Origin of the sequence: Alteromonas sp. S015 (assembly GCF_036864485.1) — a bacterium.
Lineage (GTDB): Bacteria > Pseudomonadota > Gammaproteobacteria > Enterobacterales > Alteromonadaceae > Alteromonas.
In genome coordinates this window covers 109,298-133,908 of record NZ_JAZETO010000009.1, presented here as the reverse complement: position 1 = coordinate 133,908, position 24,611 = coordinate 109,298, and the positions used below count along the sequence as shown (strand labels likewise).

Annotated in this window: 25 protein-coding genes; 13 read left to right on the top strand and 12 right to left on the bottom strand. The window is 46.1% G+C overall.

Going from position 1 to position 24,611, the window contains the following annotated elements; all coding sequences use genetic code 11:
• Positions 1 to 2: 2 nt before the first annotated feature.
• Genes V7R42_RS16940 through argC form a run of 4 tightly spaced genes read right to left on the bottom strand, consistent with a single transcriptional unit; the run spans position 3 to position 4,003 of the window.
• A complete protein-coding gene (locus V7R42_RS16940; RefSeq protein WP_334021485.1) occupies positions 3 to 1,214 on the bottom strand; it encodes an argininosuccinate synthase in 1,212 nt (403 codons plus the stop codon).
• A gap of 25 nt (positions 1,215 to 1,239) precedes the next feature.
• A complete protein-coding gene (locus tag V7R42_RS16935) occupies positions 1,240 to 2,151 on the bottom strand; it encodes an ornithine carbamoyltransferase (RefSeq protein ID WP_334021483.1) in 912 nt (303 codons plus the stop codon).
• On the bottom strand, positions 2,148 to 2,993 hold the full coding sequence (argB, locus tag V7R42_RS16930) for an acetylglutamate kinase (RefSeq protein ID WP_334021482.1): 846 nt from the start codon (positions 2,991 to 2,993) through the stop codon (positions 2,148 to 2,150). Before argB ends, V7R42_RS16935 begins: the two co-directional genes overlap by 4 nt.
• Positions 2,990 to 4,003, bottom strand: coding sequence for an N-acetyl-gamma-glutamyl-phosphate reductase (gene argC, locus V7R42_RS16925; RefSeq protein ID WP_334021480.1), 1,014 nt, complete (start codon positions 4,001 to 4,003; stop codon positions 2,990 to 2,992). Before argC ends, argB begins: the two co-directional genes overlap by 4 nt.
• Positions 4,004 to 4,616: 613 nt before the next feature.
• Here argC and V7R42_RS16920 point away from each other — a divergent pair.
• Positions 4,617 to 5,027, top strand: coding sequence for a methylglyoxal synthase (locus V7R42_RS16920; RefSeq protein ID WP_014978142.1), 411 nt, complete (start codon positions 4,617 to 4,619; stop codon positions 5,025 to 5,027).
• A 54-nt stretch (positions 5,028 to 5,081) separates the two neighbouring features.
• Here V7R42_RS16920 and V7R42_RS16915 read toward each other — a convergent pair whose 3' ends face one another.
• The gene (locus V7R42_RS16915; protein ID WP_334021478.1) at positions 5,082 to 6,038 is read right to left on the bottom strand and encodes a hypothetical protein; all 957 of its coding nucleotides are present in this window, start codon (positions 6,036 to 6,038) and stop codon (positions 5,082 to 5,084) included.
• Between the two features lie 159 nt (positions 6,039 to 6,197).
• Between V7R42_RS16915 and V7R42_RS16910 the strand changes: the two genes are divergently transcribed.
• Positions 6,198 to 6,947, top strand: a complete 750-nt coding sequence (locus V7R42_RS16910) for a flagellar basal body L-ring protein FlgH (RefSeq protein ID WP_334021477.1) — start codon at positions 6,198 to 6,200, stop codon at positions 6,945 to 6,947.
• 5 nt (positions 6,948 to 6,952) lie between these two features.
• Entirely contained in the window at positions 6,953 to 8,206 is a 1,254-nt protein-coding gene (locus tag V7R42_RS16905) for a flagellar assembly protein T N-terminal domain-containing protein (RefSeq protein ID WP_334021476.1), read from the top strand.
• Between the two features lie 54 nt (positions 8,207 to 8,260).
• On the opposite strand, the gene V7R42_RS16900 is transcribed toward V7R42_RS16905, so the two are convergent.
• The gene (locus V7R42_RS16900; protein ID WP_334021475.1) at positions 8,261 to 9,142 is read right to left on the bottom strand and encodes a Spy/CpxP family protein refolding chaperone; all 882 of its coding nucleotides are present in this window, start codon (positions 9,140 to 9,142) and stop codon (positions 8,261 to 8,263) included.
• A gap of 256 nt (positions 9,143 to 9,398) precedes the next feature.
• On the opposite strand from V7R42_RS16900, the gene V7R42_RS16895 reads away from it, so the two are divergent.
• The 7 genes from V7R42_RS16895 (at position 9,399) to V7R42_RS16865 (ending at position 17,868) form a co-directional block, all read left to right on the top strand.
• Positions 9,399 to 10,118, top strand: coding sequence for a response regulator transcription factor (locus V7R42_RS16895; RefSeq protein WP_334021596.1), 720 nt, complete (start codon positions 9,399 to 9,401; stop codon positions 10,116 to 10,118).
• Positions 10,112 to 11,473 carry an ATP-binding protein gene (locus V7R42_RS16890; RefSeq protein WP_334021473.1) on the top strand — a complete coding sequence of 454 codons (1,362 nt, stop codon included), beginning with the start codon at positions 10,112 to 10,114 and terminating at the stop codon, positions 11,471 to 11,473. The genes V7R42_RS16895 and V7R42_RS16890 overlap by 7 nt, the downstream gene beginning before the upstream one ends.
• Positions 11,474 to 11,537: 64 nt before the next feature.
• The gene (locus V7R42_RS16885) at positions 11,538 to 12,515 is read left to right on the top strand and encodes an alpha/beta fold hydrolase (protein WP_334021471.1); all 978 of its coding nucleotides are present in this window, start codon (positions 11,538 to 11,540) and stop codon (positions 12,513 to 12,515) included.
• A 152-nt stretch (positions 12,516 to 12,667) separates the two neighbouring features.
• Positions 12,668 to 13,132 carry a tRNA (uridine(34)/cytosine(34)/5-carboxymethylaminomethyluridine(34)-2'-O)-methyltransferase TrmL gene (trmL, locus tag V7R42_RS16880; protein WP_334021469.1) on the top strand — a complete coding sequence of 155 codons (465 nt, stop codon included), beginning with the start codon at positions 12,668 to 12,670 and terminating at the stop codon, positions 13,130 to 13,132.
• 171 nt (positions 13,133 to 13,303) lie between these two features.
• Complete coding sequence (locus V7R42_RS16875; RefSeq protein WP_334021467.1) at positions 13,304 to 14,482, top strand: efflux RND transporter periplasmic adaptor subunit; 1,179 nt, start codon at positions 13,304 to 13,306, stop codon at positions 14,480 to 14,482.
• 1 nt (position 14,483) lies between these two features.
• The gene (locus tag V7R42_RS16870) at positions 14,484 to 16,454 is read left to right on the top strand and encodes a MacB family efflux pump subunit (protein ID WP_334021465.1); all 1,971 of its coding nucleotides are present in this window, start codon (positions 14,484 to 14,486) and stop codon (positions 16,452 to 16,454) included.
• A gap of 4 nt (positions 16,455 to 16,458) precedes the next feature.
• Positions 16,459 to 17,868, top strand: a complete 1,410-nt coding sequence (locus V7R42_RS16865) for a TolC family protein (protein ID WP_334021462.1) — start codon at positions 16,459 to 16,461, stop codon at positions 17,866 to 17,868.
• Positions 17,869 to 17,925: 57 nt separating this feature from the next.
• On the opposite strand, the gene gpsA is transcribed toward V7R42_RS16865, so the two are convergent.
• The 4 genes from gpsA to V7R42_RS16845 form a co-directional block, all read right to left on the bottom strand.
• Positions 17,926 to 18,957 (bottom strand): NAD(P)H-dependent glycerol-3-phosphate dehydrogenase, encoded by a 1,032-nt coding sequence (gene gpsA / locus V7R42_RS16860; RefSeq protein ID WP_334021594.1) that lies wholly within the window; start codon positions 18,955 to 18,957, stop codon positions 17,926 to 17,928.
• Between the two features lie 10 nt (positions 18,958 to 18,967).
• Positions 18,968 to 19,477: a protein-export chaperone SecB gene (gene secB / locus V7R42_RS16855; protein ID WP_334021461.1), complete on the bottom strand. Its 510-nt coding sequence runs from the start codon at positions 19,475 to 19,477 to the stop codon at positions 18,968 to 18,970.
• Positions 19,478 to 19,540: 63 nt separating this feature from the next.
• Complete coding sequence (gene grxC, locus V7R42_RS16850; protein WP_334021458.1) at positions 19,541 to 19,801, bottom strand: glutaredoxin 3; 261 nt, start codon at positions 19,799 to 19,801, stop codon at positions 19,541 to 19,543.
• A 12-nt stretch (positions 19,802 to 19,813) separates the two neighbouring features.
• On the bottom strand, positions 19,814 to 20,239 hold the full coding sequence (locus V7R42_RS16845; protein WP_334021455.1) for a rhodanese-like domain-containing protein: 426 nt from the start codon (positions 20,237 to 20,239) through the stop codon (positions 19,814 to 19,816).
• A 266-nt stretch (positions 20,240 to 20,505) separates the two neighbouring features.
• Between V7R42_RS16845 and V7R42_RS16840 the strand changes: the two genes are divergently transcribed.
• Positions 20,506 to 21,669 (top strand): murein hydrolase activator EnvC family protein, encoded by a 1,164-nt coding sequence (locus V7R42_RS16840; protein WP_334021454.1) that lies wholly within the window; start codon positions 20,506 to 20,508, stop codon positions 21,667 to 21,669.
• A 22-nt stretch (positions 21,670 to 21,691) separates the two neighbouring features.
• Here V7R42_RS16840 and V7R42_RS16835 read toward each other — a convergent pair whose 3' ends face one another.
• Positions 21,692 to 22,030, bottom strand: coding sequence for a hypothetical protein (locus V7R42_RS16835; protein ID WP_334021452.1), 339 nt, complete (start codon positions 22,028 to 22,030; stop codon positions 21,692 to 21,694).
• A 254-nt stretch (positions 22,031 to 22,284) separates the two neighbouring features.
• Here V7R42_RS16835 and V7R42_RS16830 point away from each other — a divergent pair, with 254 nt between their 5' ends.
• Entirely contained in the window at positions 22,285 to 23,193 is a 909-nt protein-coding gene (locus V7R42_RS16830) for a divergent polysaccharide deacetylase family protein (RefSeq protein WP_334021450.1), read from the top strand.
• A gap of 155 nt (positions 23,194 to 23,348) precedes the next feature.
• Complete coding sequence (locus V7R42_RS16825; protein WP_014948073.1) at positions 23,349 to 23,777, top strand: MerC domain-containing protein; 429 nt, start codon at positions 23,349 to 23,351, stop codon at positions 23,775 to 23,777.
• A 123-nt stretch (positions 23,778 to 23,900) separates the two neighbouring features.
• Here the strand turns inward: V7R42_RS16825 and V7R42_RS16820 are convergent, their stop codons facing one another.
• On the bottom strand, positions 23,901 to 24,593 hold the full coding sequence (locus V7R42_RS16820) for a glycerophosphodiester phosphodiesterase (RefSeq protein ID WP_334021446.1): 693 nt from the start codon (positions 24,591 to 24,593) through the stop codon (positions 23,901 to 23,903).
• Positions 24,594 to 24,611: the final 18 nt, after the last annotated feature.

The following is a 24,611-nucleotide window of genomic DNA, read 5'->3' as shown; positions in this document are numbered from 1 at the left end:
GCTTACTGTTCACCTTGTTTTTTCAATGCTTCGATACGACTTGAAAGGCTGAACAGGCGGATAAAGCCTTCAGCGTGCTTCTGGTCGTAAACATCGTCTGCACCAAAGGTAGCAAAGTCTTCAGAGTAAAGACTATTTGGCGAACGGCGCTGTGTTACCGTAGCTTGGCCTTTGTATAGCTTAACCACGATATCGCCCTTTACTTTCTTGGCAAAAGAAGCAGCACCAGCAAGTAGCGCATCGTTAAGGGCCGTAAACCAACGGCCGTCGTACATTACATGCGAGAACTCAAGGCCAATTTGCTCACGGTATTTAAGCGCCGCTTTGTCTAGCACCATGGTTTCCAGCGCTTTGTACGCTTTAAGTAAAACTGTGCCTCCTGGCGTTTCATAACAGCCACGAGACTTCATACCTACAAGGCGGTTTTCAACAATGTCGATACGTCCAACACCATGCGCCGCAGCTACAGTATTAAGTTTTACTAGCGCCTGATAAGGCGAGAGTGCTTCACCATCAACGTGAGTTAGTTTACCTTCGTCAAAAGACAGGGTTACGCGCTCAGGAGTATCTGGGGCATCTTCAGGGTCAACGGTCATGGTCCACACTTGCTTGGTAGGCTCTTGCCATGGGTCTTCAAGCTCGCCGCCTTCGTGTGAAATGTGCCATGCGTTTGCATCGCGGCTGTAAATCTTTGTTGCTGACGCTGTGGTTGGAATATTACGTTCTGCTAGATAAGCCAATAGGTCTTCACGGCTTACCATATCCCACTCACGCCATGGAGCAATAACTGTAAGATCAGGGGCTAGAGCCGCAAAGGTGCTTTCAAAGCGTACTTGGTCGTTACCTTTACCCGTACAGCCGTGACATAATGCGTCGGCACCCACTTTACGCGCAATCTCAACTTGCGCTTTGGCGATGACCGGGCGCGCCATTGACGTACCAAGTAAATATTCGCCTTCGTACACCGCACCGGTTGTGATAGTTGGGAAGATATATTCGCTTACGAACTCTTCTTTTAAATCAACAATGTGGCACTCGCTCGCGCCAGATGCGATGGCTTTTTCGTGAAGACCTTCTAGCTCTTCATCACCTTGACCTACGTCGGCCGCGAACGCGACAACTTCACAGCCATAGTTTTCTTTTAGCCATGGAATGATGGCTGATGTATCAAGCCCGCCTGAATAGGCCAGCACGATTTTTTTAACGTTTTGCATCTAAGTAAACCTCTTAAGCGCCTGCTTAGGCATTAAGTAATTGAGTAAGAATGGCGTTTTGGCCATGCATTCTATTTTCTGCTTGCTGCATTAATAGCGATTTATCGCTATCAATCAACGAGCCTGTAATTTCTAAATCGCGATGGGCAGGTTGGCAGTGCATAACATACCTTGCACCGGTTGCCTCCATCAGCGCTTCATTTACCTGGTAAGGCATGAACTTTTCTTTGATCACTTCAAGTGGCGTATCGTCACCCATTGAAAGCCATGTATCTGCATAGATAACGTCTGCGCCGTTAGCGGCACTAAGCTTCGTGCTTTCAACAATTGATACCCCAGTCTTTTCCGCAATCGCTTTGGCTTGCGCCACAATTTCAGGTGCCGCTTCGTGACCCTCTGGTGTGACGACAACTTGGTTGCAACCTAGCAGGGCACCAACAATTAATAGTGAGTGAGTCACATTATTGCCATCGCCTACGTAAGCCATGGTAAGCCCTTCGGTTTTGCCGAAGCGTTCAAACATAGTGAGGTAATCGGCAAGGCCTTGGCATGGATGATATTTATCACACAGTGCATTGATAACTGGCACATTTGCAGCCTTAGAAAAGGTTTCCAGCGTATCGTGAGAAAACACACGAGCGACGATAGCGTCAGCCCAGCAGGCTAGGTTAGAGGCAGTATCCACAGCATCTTCTCGGCCGGCTAACTTGCCCGACTGTGCATCTAAGTACACCATATGACCGCCAAGCTTATTAATACCAATATCAAAGCTTACGCGGGTTCGCAAAGACGGCTTTTCAAACAGGGCAACAATAGATTTCCCCGCTAGCACGTTGTTGTAACTTGCTGGGGCTTGTTTAATTTCTACAGCCAATTGCAGCAAGTTTTTCATTGCGTCGGGTGTCCAGTCTGCAAAGGTGAGTAGGTCCTGTTTCATTGTACTTCTCCGGCATTGCCTTTTGTAAAGTCGGTATTGGGTAAGTCAGCGTTTGTCGACAGTGTACTTGTCAGCGCTGCGGGCAGAATTTGTGTACCCGTTTTTTTATTTAAAATGTCGTTGATGTCAGCAGCCCAACTCGCGATGTACACCGCACGGCCCAAGTTTTCAGCAGACGCCAGTGCCGCATCCACTTTCACTTTCATCCCGTCGGTAATAACACCATCACAGGCGTATTGCGCAATGCTTGTAGCGTTAAGTTCGCTAATGAGCGTTTTATTACCATCCAATACGCCATCAACGTTAGAAAGCAGCAAAAGTTCGGCGTTGAGAAGCTCAGCGATAACCGTTGCTGCTTGGTCGGCATTGACATTCAGCAGTCTACCCTGTGGGCTAGAACCGATTGAGCTAATGATAGGAAGCGTTGACTGCGCCAAAACGTTTTTTAAGAACGAAGCGTCTGCCGTTGATGGCACGCCAACGGCGCCATACTGGTCAGCCAGTGGCTCACACACCACCATATTGCCGTCTAGCAACGACAAGCCAACTGGAGTTAAGCCAGAAGCCAATGCCGCAGCACAAAGCTGTTTGTTGGCAGAGCCTGCTAGCGCGCCGCAGATATAAGGCATGTGCTCGTCCGGTGTAACGCGCAGACCATCAATTTTTGTGCTTCGAAGGCCAAGGCTCGCCATTAGTGTTTCCACTAGCGGGCCGCCCCCGTGAACTACCACAACCGGGCGTCTTGCTTGAACGTCTTTTACGCTTAGAAATAAGCGAGTCATTGCCGCCGCATCATCAAGTAATGCACCGCCAACCTTAATCACAATAGGTGAAACACTCATAGTACTAACCCTGTCTCTACTGGCTGTTTCGTCATTATGTTTAGGCACTGTATAGCTTGAGAGGCAGCGCCTTTCATTACGTTGTCTATCGCCGCTGTTACTACAGCGTATCCAGATGCTTCGTCCAGCTTCCAGTGAAGATCAACAAAGGGAGTGTGAGCAACGTCATCAATTTTTGGAAAACTTGTGCGCAAACGCACAATAGGTTTATCAGCATAGGCGTCAGTGTACGCTTGTTCAAGTTGGGCGCTGGTGGTACCAGCTTTAACTTTAACGGTTACGGTCGCCAATATTCCTCTTTTGAAGTTTCCTAAGTGCGGCGTAAAGATAACCGGGGTGCCTAAATATACTTCTATTTCAGGCGTATGACGGTGGCCTAGTACGCCATATGCTTGCAGGCTTACTTCGAAAAAGCTGGTGGTAAGGCTAGCTTTTCTGCCCGCACCGGATACACCTGATACGGCGTTAATTACAGGGCGAACGCTTTCATCCAGCAAATTATTGTGAGCAAGGGGTTTAAGTGCACTCAGGCTCGCCGTGGGATAGCAACCCGGTACAGCAATAACGTCAGCAGTGGCAATTTGCGCTTCATGCCATTCGGCAAGACCATAAACAGCCTGATCCAGGCTTTGTTCTTGAGTATGGGGAAAGCCATAAAACTGTTCGAAAACTTGGGTATCTTTTAGCCTGAATGCGCCGGATAAATCGAGTACTTTGGCTTTACCTGAAGATAACACTGGCATCCAGTCGTGGCTGGCCTCGTGAGGCGTGGCTAAGAAGATAAAATCAACGTTATCCGCCATTTCTTTTAATGCCGCATCCGAAATAGGGGTAAGCGTAGCGTTAACGTGAGCCAAGTTGCCGTGAAGCTCTGCAATACCTTTACCCGCATCACTACTATTTTCTGATACGTAAATACTCGCTAAAACTAGTTTAGGATGTTGAATAACCAACTGAACAAGTTGTGCCCCTGTGTAACCACTGGCACCAATAATTGAAACGCTATACATAATTTAAAAATTCAATAAAAGGAGAAAAAAATCACTTTTTACCTTTGTAAACTGGTTGGGCGTAAATCCTTGCCTAACCGCGACCACATTACAAAGGTAAAAAGTGTGCTACAGAATGCGCATAGGAGTGCACACGCATCGTCGTGCGCTATGCAAGGTGTAGCCAGCCAGGGAAGAGGTAAACTCTTTATCGTTGTTAGTGGTTGAACCAACAAACCGAGTTGGTTGTGTCATCATCAATTCCTATCAAGTTGCAACTCAAAATTGTGAGTTGGATGCTTTAACCGTCGACTAGTGTATCTATTCTGAATGTTTATGCAATAAAAATGTATAAATATTTTAAGTTGGCGGCATGGCGTCTACGCAATAAAAAATATAGCTAATAATATATTTATAGTTGTGACAGTAAGTTGACAAGTTGCCCGTTAGAACTGAATATTTATACTCACTTCGGCATACGGTGCGTTAACAGACTTCGTTATCGATGAACATTGCTTGTAATAATGCGCGAGGAAACTATTGGCAGTAGCTTTTAACAGAACTCATATGGGACGTTAATGTCTGTCGTCAGTGGACGTGAGTATTGGTTGTTAGGATTAACTCGGAAAATAAAATGGGCAAACTTACTTTGGCGCTAGTGGCGCACGATCATAAAAAGCCTGAGCTACTAGCTTGGGTTAAGCAGCACATAGAGGTGCTTAAACAATGTAATTTAGTTGGCACAGGCACCACAGGCGGCTTGGTTGCCAAAGAAACTGGACTGGAAGTTACACGCTACAAGAGTGGTCCGCTTGGTGGCGATCAGCAAATAGGAGCGCTCATAGCTGAGAATAAGCTAGATGCACTTTTCTTTTTCTGGGATCCGCTGAACCCGGCGCCCCACGACCCTGACGTTAAAGCACTGTTGCGCCTGTGTTCGGTATGGAATGTACCCGTCGCTTGCACACCAGCAACAGCAGATTTAGTAATAACGTCGCCGCTCTTCTTGTCACCCGACTACAAGCCTGTTAAGCCGAACTTTTAAGATTGACTATGTCAACAGGTCTTGTAGTTTGGCGGGTAATATATCGTCTTTACGTTAGTTGAAACTTCGTTGAACGAATTGGTAGGCTGCATCTGTCCCCCTGTTAACGAGTCCGGTGGCTATATCATCAGTCTCAATGGGTGTGGTGGCCTTTATCGTCTGCGATTGTGGCGTACCTGAGGTATCAGTATCTACATTACTGTCGCTGCTTACATTGTTGAAAACTGACGCGAGTAAAGACTGGCCCATCGTCCATATATGGTTTGAGATACTTTGCCCTGAAACATTTTCTACGGTCAAGTCAATGGCGTTATACATTAATCCGCCTATACCGCCATATAAAAAGCTTCCGGCCAAACTTGCCGCTGCGGCAGTTTGATTGGATGTGGTTTCCTCATAAATATCCGACACTACGGGTAGGTGATTTGCAATGTTTAACACATCAAACCCGTCTCTAAGATCAAGCCCGTCTTCACCAAAAGCACCGGTATATAGACTATCGAATAGTGTTGAGGGAGCATCACTTTGATTACTACTGACGGTGTGGCTGTCACTATTGACTTGAACGCCTGAAGTCGCATTTACGGTTGTGTCATTGTTAGCGACTAGCGATTGAAACACACTGTTTTGCAATGCATTTAACAGCGTATTTTGCATGATAGCAATTGCATCATCAGATAAAGCACTATTGGCGTTAGTAATAGCTGAAATTAGAGGCAAAGCATCTTGAGTATTGCTTACGGTATTGGTGAGATCTTTAGATTGTGTTGAAAGATAAGCATTGCTTGATATTTCACCGTCGCTTGCATCAGCACCACCCGATTGATTTTCTATTGAGAGTAATGATGCGAATAAAGACGGCAAAGATTGACCGCTTGTTGCCGCCTCGTTACCTATTTCTGGTGAACTTGCCGATTGATTTTCGTTGGCAGTAGTGTGTAAACCAAGTTTTGAAAGTAGCGCGCTAACGCCACCTTTTACCGCGTTAGCTGTTGTGTTTTCTATGGCCATAATATCCCTTACCCGCAGGCATCTATTTGATTTGTAAAGGTTTTGCAAATACGGCAAGCGAACAGTATTTTTTTTATTTGTTCGTTTACACTTGCTCCTGTTAGGTCATGGATGGCACTTAATTTACACACTGCATAAAAACGAATACTGAGCAATGTTATGAAAGTTCGATGCCAAATACACACACTCATCGCAATCTTTACACTTGGTGGTTGTGCCCAACCACTCACTGACGAAGAACAGGTTGTTCAAAGTAGCCCGACCAACCCAAATGTGTCGCAAAGGGCTGTGAAGCCTGAAGAGGAAGCGCCGTCGCCTGGTGATCCTCGCTACTCTCCCCCGAGGATGGAGCCAACGTCGACCTTGCACGTCCCCACAGGGTCGCTATTCAACCCTGAACAATCTGTAGGGCTTTACGTCCGTCATGCAAGTTTCAAAGTGGGTGACATGATTTTAGTTAAGCTTGAAGAGCAGACGCAGTCGGAGAAATCACTCGATTTTAATACAGACAAAAACACATCCTTCGATTTATCGCCCGTAACACTAAAAGTGGGTGGAATACGAATTGGCGACGATGACGTTGAAGTGGAGCACGAACAGGACAGTGAGTTCGCCAGCTCAGCTAAAACTAAGCAATCAAACTCAATGAGTGGCAGCATTACAGTATACGTGACAGGCATCACGCCTGCGGGGAATTTACTTGTGACGGGTGAAAAGTGGATAACCATGAACAAAGGAAAGGAATATATTCGCTTTTCAGGAGAAGTCAGAAAAAACGATGTTGATGAAAGCAATACCGTTTTGTCTTCTAAAGTTGGTAACGCATTAATTGAGTATAGCGGTACGGGGGAGCTGCAAGATAATCAGCAGCGTACCGTAATAGGCAAGCTGTTTTCGATATTTGGATAAACGCCATGAAACGCACCATTTTGCCAAGCTTACGGATTAGCCTTGCTACTTCGCTTATTTTATTATTCTCTTTGATTAGTCAGCACGCGCGGGCTCAATGGGTGCAGGGTGAAGCTACGATGGCGCTTGCAGGTGCAGATCTTAGTGATGTACGAACCAGCGCCTTACAAAATGCTATTGCTGACGCTGCATTTAATAGCGGTAGTACTATTTCCGCGCAAGATATTACGGTAGATGGGCTACTTCTTTCCAGTAAAGCCGAGATTCGCTCTCAAGGACGAATACAGCGGGTTGAGATCATAAGTGAAACACTCAAAGACGACACACTTACGGTGGTGGTGAATGTAAACATTACGCCTCTGTTCAATTGTTCAAACAACGGACTTGCCCATCGCATTTTAGTTACAGATTTTCCTTTAACCTCACCACAACAAGCCGCCACTGGTATGCTTTATTCATTTGGTAGTCATGTTTCTCAACGCTTTGCTCAGCAACTTAACGGTCTTTATCAAACTGGAGGTGTGAGCCAAATACCCGCTTCTCTTATTAACGCGAATACGTGGTTAACCTCTAGTCTTTCAGATATTGACTTAACTGCAATGTCTACGTTTCTTCGAAGTGAATATGGCCAGCAGTTCGTGGTATTCGGGTTTGTAAAAGACATTTCACTTTTTGAGCAGGTATCGCAAGCTACGTCGGTATTTGAAAGCGATGGTGTTGCGCTTCGTCGGAATTTTACCGTTCAGGTTTACGTACTTGATACTTTCAAAGCCAAAGTGATTTTCAATGATAGCTATCACAGCGAGGCCGATTGGCCCTTTTCCCAACATTATTTGGTCGATATAAACAACAGCCTGTTATGGCGCAGTGACTTCGGACGAATGGTACTTAATACGGTGCACGCTGCTGTTACTGATATTCACGCGGCCCTTCAATGTGAAACCACCTATGCGCAGGTAATTGATACATCGCCTGACTACATCGCTATAGACCTAGGAAAAAATAGTGGATTGGTAGTGGGTGATGAGTTCTCTTTAGTGAAACGACTGGCGCTGCCTGCGTTGGGTTTATCAAGAACATCGGGTTTGTTTTCAACAAAGGCCCTGACTTTGCAGGTGTATGAAGTTTCTGATGAAGTCAGTTTGCTAAAAGCGGAATCAGGGAGTGATAGTGTACATATTGGTGATTTTGTCACGCCGTCAACACACGCGGCGAAGCGAAGTTTAATAGAAAGTCAACGGGTCGAAAACCAGCCATAAAAAAGGCTGGCCAGGGCCAGCACTTTTTACGGTGGGTTAGGGTGTTACTGAAGATTATGAACGCAGTAACTCACGTAGTTTTCGGCCATCTTCGCGCTGGGCTTTTAACTCAGCTTGCTGTGCAGGCGTTAATACAGCAAGCATGGCTTGGCGCTGCTTGGCCTTTTCAACGCCAGCGCTGACAAGGTCGTCTTTGTACTCGGCAACAAGCGCGTTCCACGTATCTTGTGAGAAAGACGAACTTCTAATCAGGGTGCGCTGGGCATCCTTGAAGCTTTGCAATATTTCGCTATTTGCTTTGGATGTATCCTTAAAAGATTTACGAAGCTTAGCAAGGTTTGCCAGTTGATCATCGGTCAGGTCAATGCCTTTGAACGGCATACCATTGTGCTGATGTCCCCTACCGCCTCTTTCACCTTTACTGTGACCGCGGAATTTCTTACCTTTACCTTCAGCATCCATGCGTTTTGCAAACTGTGATTTTTGCTCGTTAGGCGCGTTGCGGCGCTTGTCGCCTTGCGCTTCTCTTTTTTCTTTCCTGCTTTCCTCTCGAGCCAGAACTTTCGATTGCTGCTCTTCACTTAGCACGTTAAATATATTGTGGCGTAGTTGAGCAAGCGCAAATTGTTTCGACTCTCGCTCTTCAAACTGAGTTTCTATAAAAGCACTGACTTGTGCCTCAGAAGCGGTTTCAAAATCGAAATCTGGCTTTTCACTATCTTGATATTCAGGTCGAGGGTTAGCGTCTTTAAATGCGCTTACGAGTGTTTTTATCTCTTCGCGCTGTGTGTCGCTTAAGCTTAAACCGCGAAGGTGTTTAACAATTTCTTTAACCGGTTCGTGGTGACGCATACCAGGACCAGCTGGCTGAGCCAATGCAAGTCCACCCAAGCTAATCGCCGCTACCGTTGCACTAGCAATTAATAACTTTTTCATTGTCGTCTCCTTTTTGTTCGGACACGCTAATCCTAACGTGATAGATACAAAAAGCAGTCAACGCACTGTAAAACTTCTGTAAAGGTGATGCCGTTTTGTGATTGTAAAGGTCTGAAAAGATATAGTATGCGTTTGTCAGTGTTTTTCATTGAATTTAGATAAAACTCACCACAAGCGTAGGTTGAAGTTTATAAAAATTACAGGCACTTTCATGAATCAAAGGTCAGCAGTTCCAACCGTTAAAGAGTTTAATACCATGAGTTCAGATTTTCATTTGCAGTCTATCCTTGTTATTGATGATGACCTTGAGTTAACGGAGATGCTTTCCACGTACTTGTCGAGCATGGGATATCAAGTGAACGTGCGTAACGATGGCGAAGAAGGGTTATCTGAAGCCGTGTCTGGACGACACTACGATCTTATTTTATTAGATGTAATGATGCCAAAGATGGATGGCTTCGACGTATTGAAAAAGCTTCGTGCTAGCCACAGCACACCAGTACTCATGCTGACTGCAAGAGGCGATGATTACGACCGAATACTAGGTCTGGAAATGGGCGCAGATGATTATTTACCGAAACCGTTTAACCATCGTGAGCTGGTGGCGCGAATAAAAGCGATTGTGCGTCGTCACAATATTTCCTCTACGGGAGGAGCGGTTGAACAAGACTTACATGTGAATGGAATCTTTTTAAGCCCAAGTAGCCAGCTTGCCAAAGTGGACGGTGTGGAGTTAACGCTAACCACAACTGAGTTTTTAATTTTGCGCTTACTAATGCTTAATGCCGCTCATCGGGTGACGAAAGAAGAAATAAGCTTAAAAATACTTGGCAAGCCACTGCAAGCTTTTGACAGAAGTATTGATATGCATGTAAGCAACCTGCGAAAGAAAATCAGTGTAGTAGCCTTAGATGAGAAAATTAAAACTATTCGCGGGGTTGGGTACATGTTAATAGCTGGAAGCCATCAATGGTAAAACTGTTAAGCAGTATCAGCCCAACGCGGGCCATAATGGGCCGCTTATTTCTTTGGTTTTGGGCAACATTCATTGTCACATCGCTTTTGGCCATCTGGGGGAGTCGTCTCTTTTTTGAAGACCTTCAAGTTGTGCAAATAAAGCCTCGTGAAGTAGAAGAGTTGAATCAAGCCATTGAGCGAATGCAGCGAAGCCGTTTTCAGAGCTTACCGCTACAGGAGGCACTCGATCGCAATTCTCGCGGCGTAAGAGGTCGACTGGTTGCCGTAAATATTCGCGACAACCGCCTTAATTCAGGTGGTGGCCCTCCGCTTCGTGACAACGATAAAGAAGATTTGCTACGTTTAGTTAACCAAACTTCCCCGATCGCGGTAAAACGCGGGGCATTTAAAATTCTGGGGCCGGTTTTCTTTGAGCGAGATAATTCACGCTTTGCGCTTTTTGCGGTGAAGCTTGATATGCCCGAGAAGCAAACTCCTCCAGTTCTGTTATTTTTGGCGATTGCACTTATTACTACAACGCTTTTAAGTTGGCTATTTGCCAAAACGCTGACAAACCCTATTTTACATATTCAAGGTTCTGTAAAACGCTTAGCAAGCGGTGATTGGCAAACACGGGTGGGCAAGGCCGCTAAGCGTCAGGATGAGTTAGGTCAGTTGGCGCGCGATTTTAATAAAATGGCCGAGCAGCTCGAATCCATGTGGGGTGCACAAAAGCGGTTGTTGGCTGATGTTTCTCACGAGCTTCGCTCACCACTGGCGCGACTGCAAATGGCGTTAGGCCTTGCGCATCAGCAAAATGTGGATCCAGCCACCTTATCTCGTGTAGAGCGAGAAGCTGACCGTATGGAAGCGCTGGTAAGGCAATTGCTTACTCTTAGTCGTGCTGAAGCTGGCGAAGCTAATATGCAAAAATACTCCTTGTCTCTCGTGCTCAACGACGTATTGACTGACGCTAATTTTGAAGTGGCAAACAAGAACAAGCAGTTAAAAGTTGACGATGTACCTAAAACGACGGTAGTTATCGACAGTATGATGTTTTGTCGCGCTGTCGAGAATGTCCTTCGCAATGCCATACGTCATAGCAAGCTCGTCACGCATATTGCGTTTAGCGAAGATGCGCAGCATTGGTGTATTCACATTACAGATGACGGCGACGGACTAACCAGAGACGAATGTGAGCGCATATTTTCTCCGTTCTACAGAGCTACCCTTGCCAGAGAACGTGAGTCAGGTGGAGTAGGCTTGGGGTTATCCATTGCAAAAGCGGCTGTTGAGTTGCATCATGGGCGTATTATCGCTGAACCTGCTGAGCGCGGTGGGCTCCGAGTCACTTTGTCATTTCCCAAGTTATAGTTGAGAACATTGATACTGCTCTGTAGCCTTTCGAAAAGCGCAACTTGACTGTAATAGGGTATTTATGAACTGGACGTTCACGTCTGAAAATAACTTAGCCAGCACCTTTGCCACGTCTATTAACCCTTTTTGGCAAAATAGTGTTACTCAAGGCCACTTCTCCGGGAAAGACAATATCAATGTGCGCTTTGCGCACTGTATCCCCGAGTCGCCGCGAGCAACGATTGTAATTTGCTCAGGACGCATCGAGTCATATTTAAAGTATAAAGAGTTTATATACGATCTTTATCAAAATGATTTTGCCGTATTCATTTTAGATCACAGAGGCCAAGGTTTGTCAGACAGGATGACCCGAGACCCTCAGCATGGTTATGTTGCCCATTTTGATGACTACGTCGATGACTTCGTCATGTTTGTAGAAACTATTGTAAAGCCACTACAGCAAGGTCCGCTAAACCTGATATGCCATTCAATGGGGGGCGCCATTGGTGCGCTGACGCTTCTGCGCCTCCCTAATTTGTTTTCAAAAGCCGTTCTGGCTTCCCCCATGTTTGGCATTAAACCCGCGCTGCCCAACTGGTTGGCGAATGGCTTAATTCGTACAGGTCTTGCGGTAAATAGAATGAAAAAGAAAGATGCGGGCTACTTTTTTGGGCAAACACCATATATCGCGTTTCCTTTTTCACTAAATAAACTCACTCACAGTAAAACTCGCTATGCCCTGTTTCGTGAACTGTATGACGAAGAGCAGGAGATTCAACTTGGTGGCGTCACTACAGAGTGGTTGGCGGCGGCGCATCAGGCAATGAATAAAATTGAAAGTAGCGCACGCGCTATCACAACGCCTTCGCTTGTATTAAGTGCAGACAATGACGCGATTATTGATAATAACCGTCAGCGCCGCGTGGCGCAGCTTATGCCAAATGCAAAACTTGAAATAGTGCCCCGCGCTTACCATGAGCTATTTACCGAGTCTGACGACATTCGCGAGCGCTCTGTGGCGCGTATTCTCGACTTTCTAACAGAAGACTCGCCTACATAAGTGCGGCCAAAGCTAAAATTTAGTTAAGTAATCGTACTTAAGAGCAGCGCTTTTTATTTCACAGGTAATAAAAGTGTGTGCAAGGGTGATGAAGAACGGCATTTCGGTATAAAATAAGCGGGTTGTTAACTGTTAAGGTAATTTAAAAAAGCATGCTCGATATCGTACTCTATCAGCCAGAGATCCCGCCCAATACGGGAAACATCATCCGCTTGTGTGCAAACAGTGGCTTTATGTTGCACTTGATTGAGCCTTTGGGGTTTGAATGGGACGATAAACGCGTTCGACGCGCAGGTTTAGATTATCACGAATTTGCTCACGTTAAGCGACACGCTAGTTTAGAGGCTTACCTGAACGATGCTAAACCAAAACGGGTATTCGCTTGCACAACGAAAGGCAAAGCATTTCACAGCGATGTGTCTTATCAAAGAGGCGATGCGTTAATTTTTGGACCGGAAACCCGTGGTTTACCAGACGACTATATTCAATCGCTTCCTCCAGAGCAGCGTGTTCGCATCCCTATGTTGCCAGACAGTCGTAGTATGAACTTGTCTAATGCAGTATCGGTATTTGTGTATGAAAGCTGGCGTCAGTTTGGTTATGAAGGCGCGCGATAGCATTAACCTTCCCACATCCTGTATTTCTAAAAACGCTTTTAACCACTTAATTCAAACGCTTATCTAGCTAAAAAGAAGTCTGTAAAGATAGCGTAAATGTAAAGATTGTCCCTCGTGGCGAATCTTTACATTCGCTATATTGCATTCAGTTTTTTTTATGGATCGAATGCTTTGAAACTCCCACTACCCCTTAAAGTACTGTTCAGTGCAACTATTTTTTTTGTGCTCACTTACGCTGTTTATGCATGGCTATATTCACCTCAGTCAAATACCGAATATCTCTTTCAACGTGCGGAGATACGTGACATAGAATTGAACTTGGTATCTACAGGCCAGCTGGAGCCTAAGCGCTACGTAGAGGTAGGTGCGCAGGTTTCAGGTCAGGTAGACAATATTCACGTAGAAGAGGGGGATATTGTTAAAGAAGGCGATTTGCTGGTGGAGATTGACGCCCGTGTGTTTGAAACACAAGTACAGAATTCTCAAGCGGCGCTGGACAGCAAAAAAGCTCAGCTGGCTCAGCTGCGGGCAGAGCGAGAACTCGCCGAAGTCAGAGCGATACGCAATCAAAATCTGTTTAAGCAGAATGCAGTCAGCCAAGATGTAGTGGTAAGTAGTGATACCAACCTCAAAGTTATCGATACCAAGATCACAGCGAGCATCGCGCAAATTAAAGCCGACGAAGCCTCGCTGGAAGGGGATATTACGAAGTTAGGGTTTGCGAAGATATTCGCGCCAATATCCGGAACTGTCGCTACGTTACAGGTGCGCGAGGGGCAAACCCTTAATGCGAACCAGAACGCGCCCGTGTTGCTTCAGATTTCCGATTTATCAGTAATGACGCTTCGGGCTGAAGTCTCCGAAGCCGATGTGCAGAAAATTAAGCGCGGTATGCCAGTGTATTTCTCTACTTTAGGCGATAACAAAACCTTCTACCACTCTACTGTACGTCAAGTGCTACCTACACCCACTGTACTTAACGACGTCGTGTTATACCAGGTGCTTATCGATGTTGAGAATCCTGATCGCACGTTAATGGATGCTATGACTACCCAAGTGTTCTTTGTGCAAGAGCAGGAGAAAAGCGCGCTTTCTGTGCCGTTAGCGGCAGTAAAAGGGCGCGGTAGTAATCAATTCGTGATGCTTAAACAAGGCGATGATGTGGTTCGTACGCCAGTAAAGGTAGGCATAAAAAATAGAACCCATATTCAAATTATAGAAGGCCTGTCAGAAGGTGATGAAGTTGTTGTGGGTCTAGCAGACGGCACTGCAATGCCGGCCGCGGGTATGCGCAGAGTGCCGGGTGGGCAGCCGCCATCAGGTCCACCGCGTCGCCGTGACGGATTCTAATATGTCGTTAATACAGCTTAATGGCGTGTCACGCCGCTACAAAACAGAAGGGTTTGAAGTCACCGCATTGGATAACGTTTCGTTATCAATCGATAAGGGGGAATTTGTCGCCATTATGGGGCAATCAGGATCAGGAAAGTCGACCTTGATGAATATCCTAGGATGTTTAGACACACCTTCAGAAGGAGAGTACCGTATCCACGGACAATCGGTCTCCTCGTTAAACCCCGATCAACTTTCTGCCCTTCGCTTGAAAACGTTCGGGTTTGTCTTCCAACGCTATCAGCTCCTATCATCGCTAAACGCCACTGAAAACGTGGCACTGCCAGCAATATACAGCGGTACGCCTAGCGAAGAGCGCACTCAAAAAGCGCAACAGCTGCTTAATAAACTTGGTCTTTCAAGTAGAAAAGAGCACAAGCCTGGAGAGCTTTCTGGTGGTCAGCAACAGCGTGTCTCGGTAGCGAGGGCCTTAATCAATGGTGCCGAAGTGATATTAGCCGACGAGCCCACGGGGGCGCTTGACTCGGCCAGCGGAGAACAGTTACTGGCATTGCTTCGCGAGCTTCACGCAGAAGGGGTGACTATTATTCTTATTACCCACGATAGTGCAGTGGCTGAACATGCTGACAGGCAAATACACTTGCTTGATGGGAAAATTGTAACTGATGCCAAAACCGCTGGGCCTAGCAAAAGTGAATCAGTTGAAAAGAATACGGCTTCAGTGCAGCACGCACATTCTCAAGATTCCGCGCCAGTACCGGCAATCAAACCTTTTCCAAGTATCTCACTTTTTTCTGCGCTATCTATGGCCTTCACTGCTCTTAGAATGAATTGGTTTAGAACCTTGCTCACACTCTTGGGTATCATTATTGGTGTCGCGGCAGTGGTGACCATGATGGCCATCGGTGAGGGAGGCAAACAGCAAGTACTAGAGCGCATTGAAACCATTGGCACGAACTTAATATCTATAAGGCCGGGTGGGAAAAACATGCGTTCATCAGGTGATATCGCATCGCTGACGTTAGCTGATGCCACCGCATTAAAAAGTGTGCCGGGTGTGGCTTATGTCGCGCCGGAAAGAAGTGCAAGGGCAACCATCCGATACAGCGAAAACGATTTCTCAGGACGTATTACAGGCACCACGCCTGACTACTTTCATGCTAAAGATTGGGAGATGGCGCAAGGTGTGTTTTTCAGCGATGAAGACGTAACAAATTATGCACCGGTGGTGGTAATTGGAGATACGGTAGCTGAGACCCTGTTTGAAGATAAATACCGAGCAGTAGGCGAATATATTTTGATGCAAAATGCCTTCTATCAGGTTGTAGGTGTGCTTCGTTCTAAAGGCGCCAGTGCAGGTGGAAACGATATGGATGACGAGGTACTCATCCCGGTTACAACTGGCCGCTTAAAGGTATTTGGTCGGGATTACTTAAGTAGCATTACCATAAAGGCAGAAAGTACCGAAGTAGCCAGTCAGGTAAAAGACGATGTGCTGGCACTGTTGGTAGAGCGTCACGGACAAGAAGACGTGATGGTGCGTACTACTGAGTCGTTGGTAGAGGCGGTCACGGAAACGCAAGACACCTTAACCTGGCTTTTGGCGTCTGTCGCTGCCATATCTCTGTTTGTTGGCGGTATCGGTGTAATGAACATTATGCTGGTCAACGTATCTGAGCGTAAACGGGAGATTGGACTGCGCATCGCCACGGGCGCAAAGCCTCGCGATATCTTGCGCCAGTTCAATATCGAGGCATGGGTAGTGTGTATATTGGGAGGTATATTCGGTATTCTTCTGGGCTATTTTGTTGTACTAATTGTAGCCTCATTCAGTGTGCCTGTCGCCTACACCCCAATGCCACCCGTTTTGGCTTTTGTTACATCACTCGCCGTGGGGCTCATCTTTGGTTATGCCCCTGCTCAAAAAGCATCAAAGCTTAACCCCATTGACGCGTTGGCAGAGGAGTAACGCCATGCATTCTTTACGTTTTACTATACCTCTTGTTGCTCGTTCATTACTGTGCTCGTTCTTTTGTATAGTGCTGACAGCAAGCTGCGCTTATTCACCTTCTACAACGTTGCCCGAAACTGACACGCAGGCGCTACAAATAGCGAAGTCTGTGGACGCTACTAATCGAATAACAACATCATGGTGGAAGGTGTTCGAGGTGGACGAATTAGTGCCCGTTATGAAGACGCTTGAAAGCCAAAATTTAACCCTTAATCAAGCCAAGCAGAGGGTGAAGCGAGCGCAATTTTTATTAGCACAAGTTAACGCAGGTGACGTTCCGACCATAACGGCGAGAACATCTGGACGTAGTGGAAGAGACTTAGAGAGTGGTCGTTCAAGTCACTCTACTTCAGGTGGACTGGGGGTGAGTTATGACGCGGACATATGGGGTACACGAGATGCTCAGCAGCGCAGCCGTCAGTTAGGTATTGATACTGTACAGTATCAATTTACCGATGCACTGTTAGACACTCAGGCATTGTTTATAAATACTCTGCTAGAGCAAATTTCACTGCAGTCGCGGCTGTCTATTGCGATGCAAAATGTAGAGATTAGCGAAGCGCTATTGAAGCTAGTTCAAATACGCTTTGAAGAAGGCGATACCTCGGGTATTGAAGTTTCCCAGCAGCGCAATACGCTGATCAGTGCACAGTCAGAGGTGTTGCGACTTCGCAATAGCCTGACTCTGAATGAACGGGCATTAGCGGAATTGTTAGGAAATGAGTCTATGCAGCTTAATACGCCTGAACAAAAAGCGCTGCTTTCCCTATCGCTTACCGATTTTTCATTGCCCGAAGTGACACCTGTGCTAAGTGCTGAGGTGTTGATGCAGCGCCCAGATATTCAGTTAGCCATAGCGCAATTTAAGCAGGCTGATTTGGCATTTTACGAAGCGTCAGTGGCGGGCCTTCCAGGAATGAGTTTAAGTGCAGATATTGGTGTTAGTGATTTACTGGATTTAGCGCAAGGGTGGACCTTGAGTGCTGCAATAAGCTCAGCAGCAACCCTGTTCGATGGGGGACGGTTAGAAGCTGCAGAGAAGGCGGCGAAAACCGACGTGGATTTAGCGATATTACAGTATCAGCAGACTGTGCTTAGTGCGATAGAAGCGTTGTTAAACAGTCAAACTAACTTGGCATTTAATCAACAAAACTACCGCTACGCGTTAGCGTCACTCGAGAATAATCAGCAGCTTTATCATCTTGCGGATATTCGCTACAAAGCAGGCGATACCGATTTTTTGAATCTGCTTAATGCCCAACGTAGCTTTTTCTCGGCAAGACAATCTGTGATCAGTAATTATCAAGCCGTACTCTCTTCTGTCATTGCCACCTACAGAGAAAGCGCAGGCGCCGACATCACTTCGCCATAGCATTTAGATTTTCTCAAGCAGCAAAACAAAAGCCCTGTGAACAGGGCTTTTTGTGCGTTACGCTTCTTTTTTGAGGTCTCGACCAAGCAGGGCTAAGGCCGCCTCTGTGGGGGATTTTCCGTGATAAAGCACAGCATAAATTTGTTCACAAATAGGCATTTCTACGCCTACTTTCTTAGATAAAATATGTACTTCTTCAGTATTGCGATATCCCTCTACTACCTGTCCAATTTCTTCAATAGCCACATCAACACTTTTGCCTTGGCCTAAAGCCAGCCCAAAGCGACGGTTGCGCGACTGATTGTCAGTACAGGTTAACACCAAATCGCCAAGGCCTGCCATTCCCATAAAGGTTTCGGGATTTGCTCCCAGCTTCACGCCCAAACGGGTAAGCTCTGCCAACCCTCGTGTGATCAGTGCCGTTCGCGCGTTTGCGCCAAAGCCAAGGCCATCGGCTAAGCCCGCGCCAATAGCGATAACGTTTTTAACCGCACCACCAAGCTGAACGCCAGTAAAGTCTGAGTTTTTGTATACGCGAAACGACTTTGCGCAATGAAGCTTTGCTGCAAATTCGTCACTCAGAGAATCGTCAGCGGAAGACAGCGAAATCGCAGTAGGTAAGCCTGCTACCATTTCTTTAGCAAAGGTAGGGCCTGATAACACAGCTAAGGGGTAATCAGTCCCTAGAATTTCTTCCGCCACATCGCGAAGCAAGCGACCGGTTTTAGGCTCTAACCCTTTGGTGGCCCAGATAATGCGTTGATGCGGTTTAAGCAAAGGCTTTAAACTCTGAAGCATGGATGCAAATGCATGGCTAGGTACAACCACTAAAATATCTTGGCTGGCAGCGACCACTTCTTCTAAATTAGCATTAACCACCAAGGCATCTGGAAATGTAGCACCGGGAAGATAACGTGTATTCTCGCGGCTCGCTTCCATTTCAGCAATGTGCTTTTCATCACGCCCCCAAAGCAGTGTAGGGTTGCCATTTCTGGCAAGACAAAAAGCAAGGGCGGTGCCGTAAGACCCCGCCCCTAATACTGAAACAGACTCTGAAACCGCATGCGACTTCATGTCCACGCCTTTCATGTTCACCGAATTAGGCGTCCATTTTTGGCGCTTCGCCTTGCGCTTGCTGTGCACGTTTTTGCACGTAAGCTGCAAAGATAGCGTCGAAGTTTACAGGCGCAAGGTTAAGTGGAGGGAACGTACCACGGTTAACCAAGTTAGAAATAGTTTCACGCGCATATGGGAAAAGCATGTTCGGGCAGAACGAGCCTAGCGTGTGCGCTTTGTTTTGGTCTGGCATGTCGCCAATAGCAAAAATACCTGCCTGTTGTACTTCGCAAAGGAACGCTGTTTCTTCACCTAACGTTGCGGTTACGGTAACTGAAAGTACTACTTCGAACACATTTTCTTCCAGCTTGTTAGTGCTAGTGTCAATGTCTAGTTTAATTTCCGGCTTCCATTCTTTAGTGAAGATAGCTGGTGCGTTTGGGGACTCAAAAGAAATGTCTTTTGTGTAGATACGCTGAATGTTGAACGGAGCACCCTGTTGCGCCTGTGTGCCTGCTGCTTCGCCGTTGTTTGTCTGATTTTCGTCAGCCATTGGTATTTCCTATTTAATTGTCATTTTAATTTAATATATTGCGTTGCTGTATGCGCTGACGCTTTATGCCAAACCCAACATCGGATTTAGCTCGCTTTTTGCTTCCAAAGCCATCATATCGTCACAGCCGCCAACGTGCTGCTCGTCAATGAATATTTGCGGTACAGTCCAGCCGCCGTTTGCACGCTCAATCATTTCGTCGCGTAACTCAGGCTTAACATCTATTGGGTATTCAATAAATTCTACACCTTTTTGCGTCAACAATGCTTTTGCACGGTGGCAGTAAGGGCAGTGGCCCTTGGTGTAAAGTTCTACTTTGCTCATAAAGGTTACCTGTTATTTAGAAACGGGAAGGCTGGCACTTTGCCACGCATTCATTCCGCCTTTTAATACACTCACATTCGCGAAGCCGTCTTTGAGCATCGCATTTGCTGTACCACGAGCCTGATTACCCATAGCGCATACTATGATAATGGGCTTATCTTTGCTGTTTTCAAGCTTCTTAAAGTTTTTCTCACGCAACTCTTCAGGCTTTAATTGTCTGGCACCCAAAATGTGCCCTGCTTTAAACTCTTTCGCAGGACGTGTATCTAGCACAATTGCATCGTTTTTGTTCATTAGAACAGTTGCTTCGTGCGTACTTAGTTCTTTCACTGACGATGTCCATGCACTGATATAGCTAAATATCAACATGGCAATCAGCGCAACCCATATACCAGCAAGAATTACGTTGTTGCTAGCAAATTCAATTAGTTGATCCATTACCTCTAACCCTGTCTACAGACCATGAAAAGAGTGCAAAGTATATAGAAAAATGGACGAGAAACCAGCTTACCTTTCAGTAAGATGAGTGTCAGTCTTGTTGAGTTTGCACTAAATACTTTAGATGATTGATATTACGAACAAATTGCACTGGGCATATGAAGAGCCGTCAGATACACTGAATATTGTTATTAATCTCAGTGGGGCCACATAGCTGGACGAACAGCAAGCCGCCATTGCAATATTAGAGGTCTTGAGCCCACGTTATGTTAGCACGTTCATTTCTTTCAATCATCGGGTGCATAGTAGCTTTGGCTGTCGTACCTATTGGAAGCAATGCTGTAGCGCAAGATAGCGGCGCTAATGCGCAAAAAGAAAAGTTAGCTGAGCTGCAGGCCGAATTACGCGCTCGGCAGCAAGTGCTTGAAAATAATAAAGCCAGTGCACAAGAATTGGAAAATGTGCTGAAGGCTTCTGAGCTTGAAATAGCAAAAGTTGCGAAAGCACTATCTATCACCCGACAGTCGCTTAACAACGTGGAAAAAGAGCAAGCTAGGCTCGAAGAGGAACAAGAAACGCTTAAAACGGCTATTCGAAAACAGCAGTCTTTATTATCGAGTCAGCTTAAAAGTGCATTCATGGCAGGGCATTACGACTACGCGAAAATGCTGTTTTACCAAGATGACGCGCGAACCTTCGAGCGTGTCATCACCTACTATCAGTATGTGGCGAAAGCGCGCCAAAAAGAGATTGAGAGCTTTAGGGGAAACGTCGCTAGGCTTGAAGAAGTCAACGTAGAGCTGAGTGAAAAAGCCCGGTCACTTGCTGCCCTTAAAAACGAGCAAGAAGGTCAGCGTGCGGTACTTATTACCCGTCAGGACGATCGCAAATCAACCCTGAAGAAGATAAATAAAACTATAGCGTCAGAAAATCAACGCATTGCGTCGTTGCGAGCAGATGAAAAAGCGCTAAAAGATGCCATTGAAGCCGCGCGTATTGCCGCAGAACGAGCCTCTCGTGAAGCCGAAGTAAAGATGGATGGACTCGCCAAACTAAAAGGTAAGTTGGCTGCGCCTGTTAAAGGGAGAATACGTAAATTATTTGGCAACCGTCGCCAAGGTCAGGTGTCTTGGAAGGGGATTGTAATAGATGGGGCTGAGGGCGATCCCGTAAACAGCATTGCCCCTGGAAAAGTACTATACGCCGATTGGCTGCGAGGGTTTGGTCTGGTCGCCATTGTCGATCATGGCGAAGGCTACATGAGCGTTTACGGCCACAATCAAGCCTTGCTCAAACAAGTCGGTGATGATGTAAGACAAGGTGAGCGCATTGCCCTTGTTGGACGCAGTGGCGGTCAAGAATACCCTAACCTCTACTTTGAAATTCGTCACAAAGGCAAAGCGTTAAATCCGAGCGCTTGGCTTGACTAATATGTCTACGTGAAAACAGTCTTTAAGCAATGACTTCAAATGTTGCTGTACTTGGAAGTGGGCGTTGAGGTCTGCCTTCACCTAAGCCAGCAAGCTCACCAATTTGCTTCGCGTCAAAGCCCGCGCTGCTCATTGCATCCTCCAACGCTTTGCCTGGTGCAATGCCTTCACTTTTCAGTTGCTCAACAATAGATGTGGCGTCTTCAGAGCTCAATGACTCTGGGTCGTATTGTTCTAAAATCGACTGGAGCGTGTGTGTTTGCTCGTTGGTTAACGCTGATTGCTGGCTCCTTGGTGGAGGAGGGGGAGTAGTTGGTCTTAGTTGCTGCGCTGTTGAAGAATCATTAATACTTGAAATCATGCCAAACCTTAATTAATAAATGGTGGTTGGATATAAAGTATCGCCCTATGGCAAATTTTTTTAGTGAATAGCATTGAATTTACGTAATATTTACTTGGCTTTACAGTGCTGATGTAGGGCTCGTGTGCAATAAAGCGGACCAAAAAAGCGTTAGTTTTGTTGAAAGTACTTTCGTTGTTGGTATGCTTAACATCAAAGTGAAGATATTCACACAGTGCGCTAAATAATAATGATGAAAAACGGATGTGACTTAGATGCTCTTGCGTCTGCTAATGCCTTGTATAATCTTTGTTTTATGCGGGCTATTTAGCCTTCAAGTAAAAGCAAAGTCAGACATAATTATAATCTTAGATGACCTTGGGTACAGGCCGTCAGACGTCGCTGCTTTTTCTCTCCCTAAAGAAATTGCTTTTTCTATACTCCCTCAAACGCCGCTGGCTTCTGAAATTGCGCATCGCGCTGAGCAAGAGGGCAGAGCGGTTATGCTCCATATGCCAATGCAAGCTCAAAATGGCAAAGAGATGGGACCGCTGGGATTAACGACGGACATGTTTGCAGGCGCCATTACTTACAATTTACGCAAAGCAATGAAGAGCGTGCCGAACGCAGTAGGTGTGAATAATCATATGGGAAGTGCGTTCACGGGGCAGCAAAAAGGAATGGAAGCGCTTCTAAGAGAGGTGAAACGCCAGGGTCTATTTTTTGTGGATAGCCGAACAACGGTACTTACAAAAGGTGAAGAGATTGCTGAGCGGTTAGGTGTGCCAAGCGCAAGTAGGCAGGTGTTTCTGGACCATAAGCTTGAGCCTGCATTCTTACTTAAGCAGTTTAATCACATGAAACGCATTGCGAAAAGGAATGGTCACGTTGTGGTGATTGGGCACCCCCACCCAGAAACCGTCGATTTCTTGAAAACGCATTTACCCTCACTTGAAAAAGAAGGTTTAACCCTTACCTCAGTAGCCGACTATTTTTCGCATGCGCCGAAAGTGGCAAAACAGTTTGGCAAAGAACGCGTTCAGACTGCTTCGCTTAATAACGCCGATGTAAAGGATAGCAGGGTAAGCATGACCGAAGAAAATGCCCTACAAAGCAGTGGGCTAATGCACAGCTCCGCAGAAAAAGGCACCGCTGAGCGTTTAGACACTGCGCCAAACGAGTAGCTTTTTTGCTCCACTTTATACGTAGTTAGTTCATTTTCATCTCGTTAAGATCAAAATTTAATGTGTGAACGTTTCTCATTTTTGTGAGTCTGTTATAATATAACGTCTCTGGCGAATAATTCGCGAAAACATACTTTACGGTGGTAATTAGGGTAATGACTCCAATTGACGAGAATCCAACAAAACTAGACAAACTTGGCATCTGGGTGTCGAGCTTGTGTGCGTTGCATTGCCTCGCGCTGCCTGTTTTGGTGCCTCTACTGCCGCTTATTGGTTCTAGCTTTTTTGCACAAGTGTGGTTTGAGAGAACTATCTTAACGTTTTCGTTAATTGTAGGTGCAGTCGCTTTGGTTAGCGGTGCAATTCGTTATCATGGCAAATACTACCCGCTTGCACTACTGTTTACGGGTGGCGCCATTTATTGGCACAAAGATATTTTTGGGCATCACTACGAACCCTTTACCATCGCGATAGGTGCAGCGCTAATTGTAGCCGGCCACTGGGTGAATATGAGATTGTGTAGACAATGTAAGTGCTGCAAGAATACGGTGTTTTCAGACCACCTTTCAACTGAATTTAAGTAGTCTACTAAGCTGCATTTCAAGAAAAGTATTCCAAAAAAACGAGCCAATGGCTCGTTTTTTTTTATAGCGTGAGTCTGTATCAGATACGCGTTCTACAGACTTTTCGCATTGAAAAAGTAGGGTTTAATGCGACAACACACTAAGCGCTACATCGGGCACGTTAGTGAATATGCCCGTCACTCCCCACTCGTTAAGCATAAGCATGTCTCTCGGCTCATCTACGGTATAGACGAATACGTCAAATCCGTCTTGCTGCGCCGTTTGCACAAACTGCTTATCGACGGCGTCTAAAGCAATGTTTACAGAATACGCGTTAAGCGCCCGGGCGCTTGCCGTACAGTCGAGTTCGTAGCTTGCAGATAGGGCGCCGATCTTTACTTCAGGCCACCTAAGCGCAATAGCTTGAAGCCAGTGATGGTTAAATGAAGAGATAAGTAACTTATCACTACTAATATCGCTTTGCTGTACCGCGTCTTTCACTTCTTTTACCCAGCTATCGACATTATGTAAGTGCTTTATTTCAATGTTGCACCACTTGGCTTTTGGAACACAATTCAGTGTTTCGGTCAGGGTCGGAATGTGCTCTCCATCCCCAATGTCCATTTCTGTAAGGGATTGCCACGGTACGTCAAGTAAATAGCCGGATTCCCGTGCTCTGCGCGTAAGTGTTCTATCGTGAAAAACAATAATGCCGCTTTCGTGCTGGTAGGTATCAAACTCAATGCCATCGGCACGTTGTTCGAAAGCCAGTTTAAACGCCTTAACTGTGTTTTCTGGGGCGGCTTTGCTGGCGCCTCGGTGAGCAAAAATGAGCATAAATATTTCTTCCTTAAC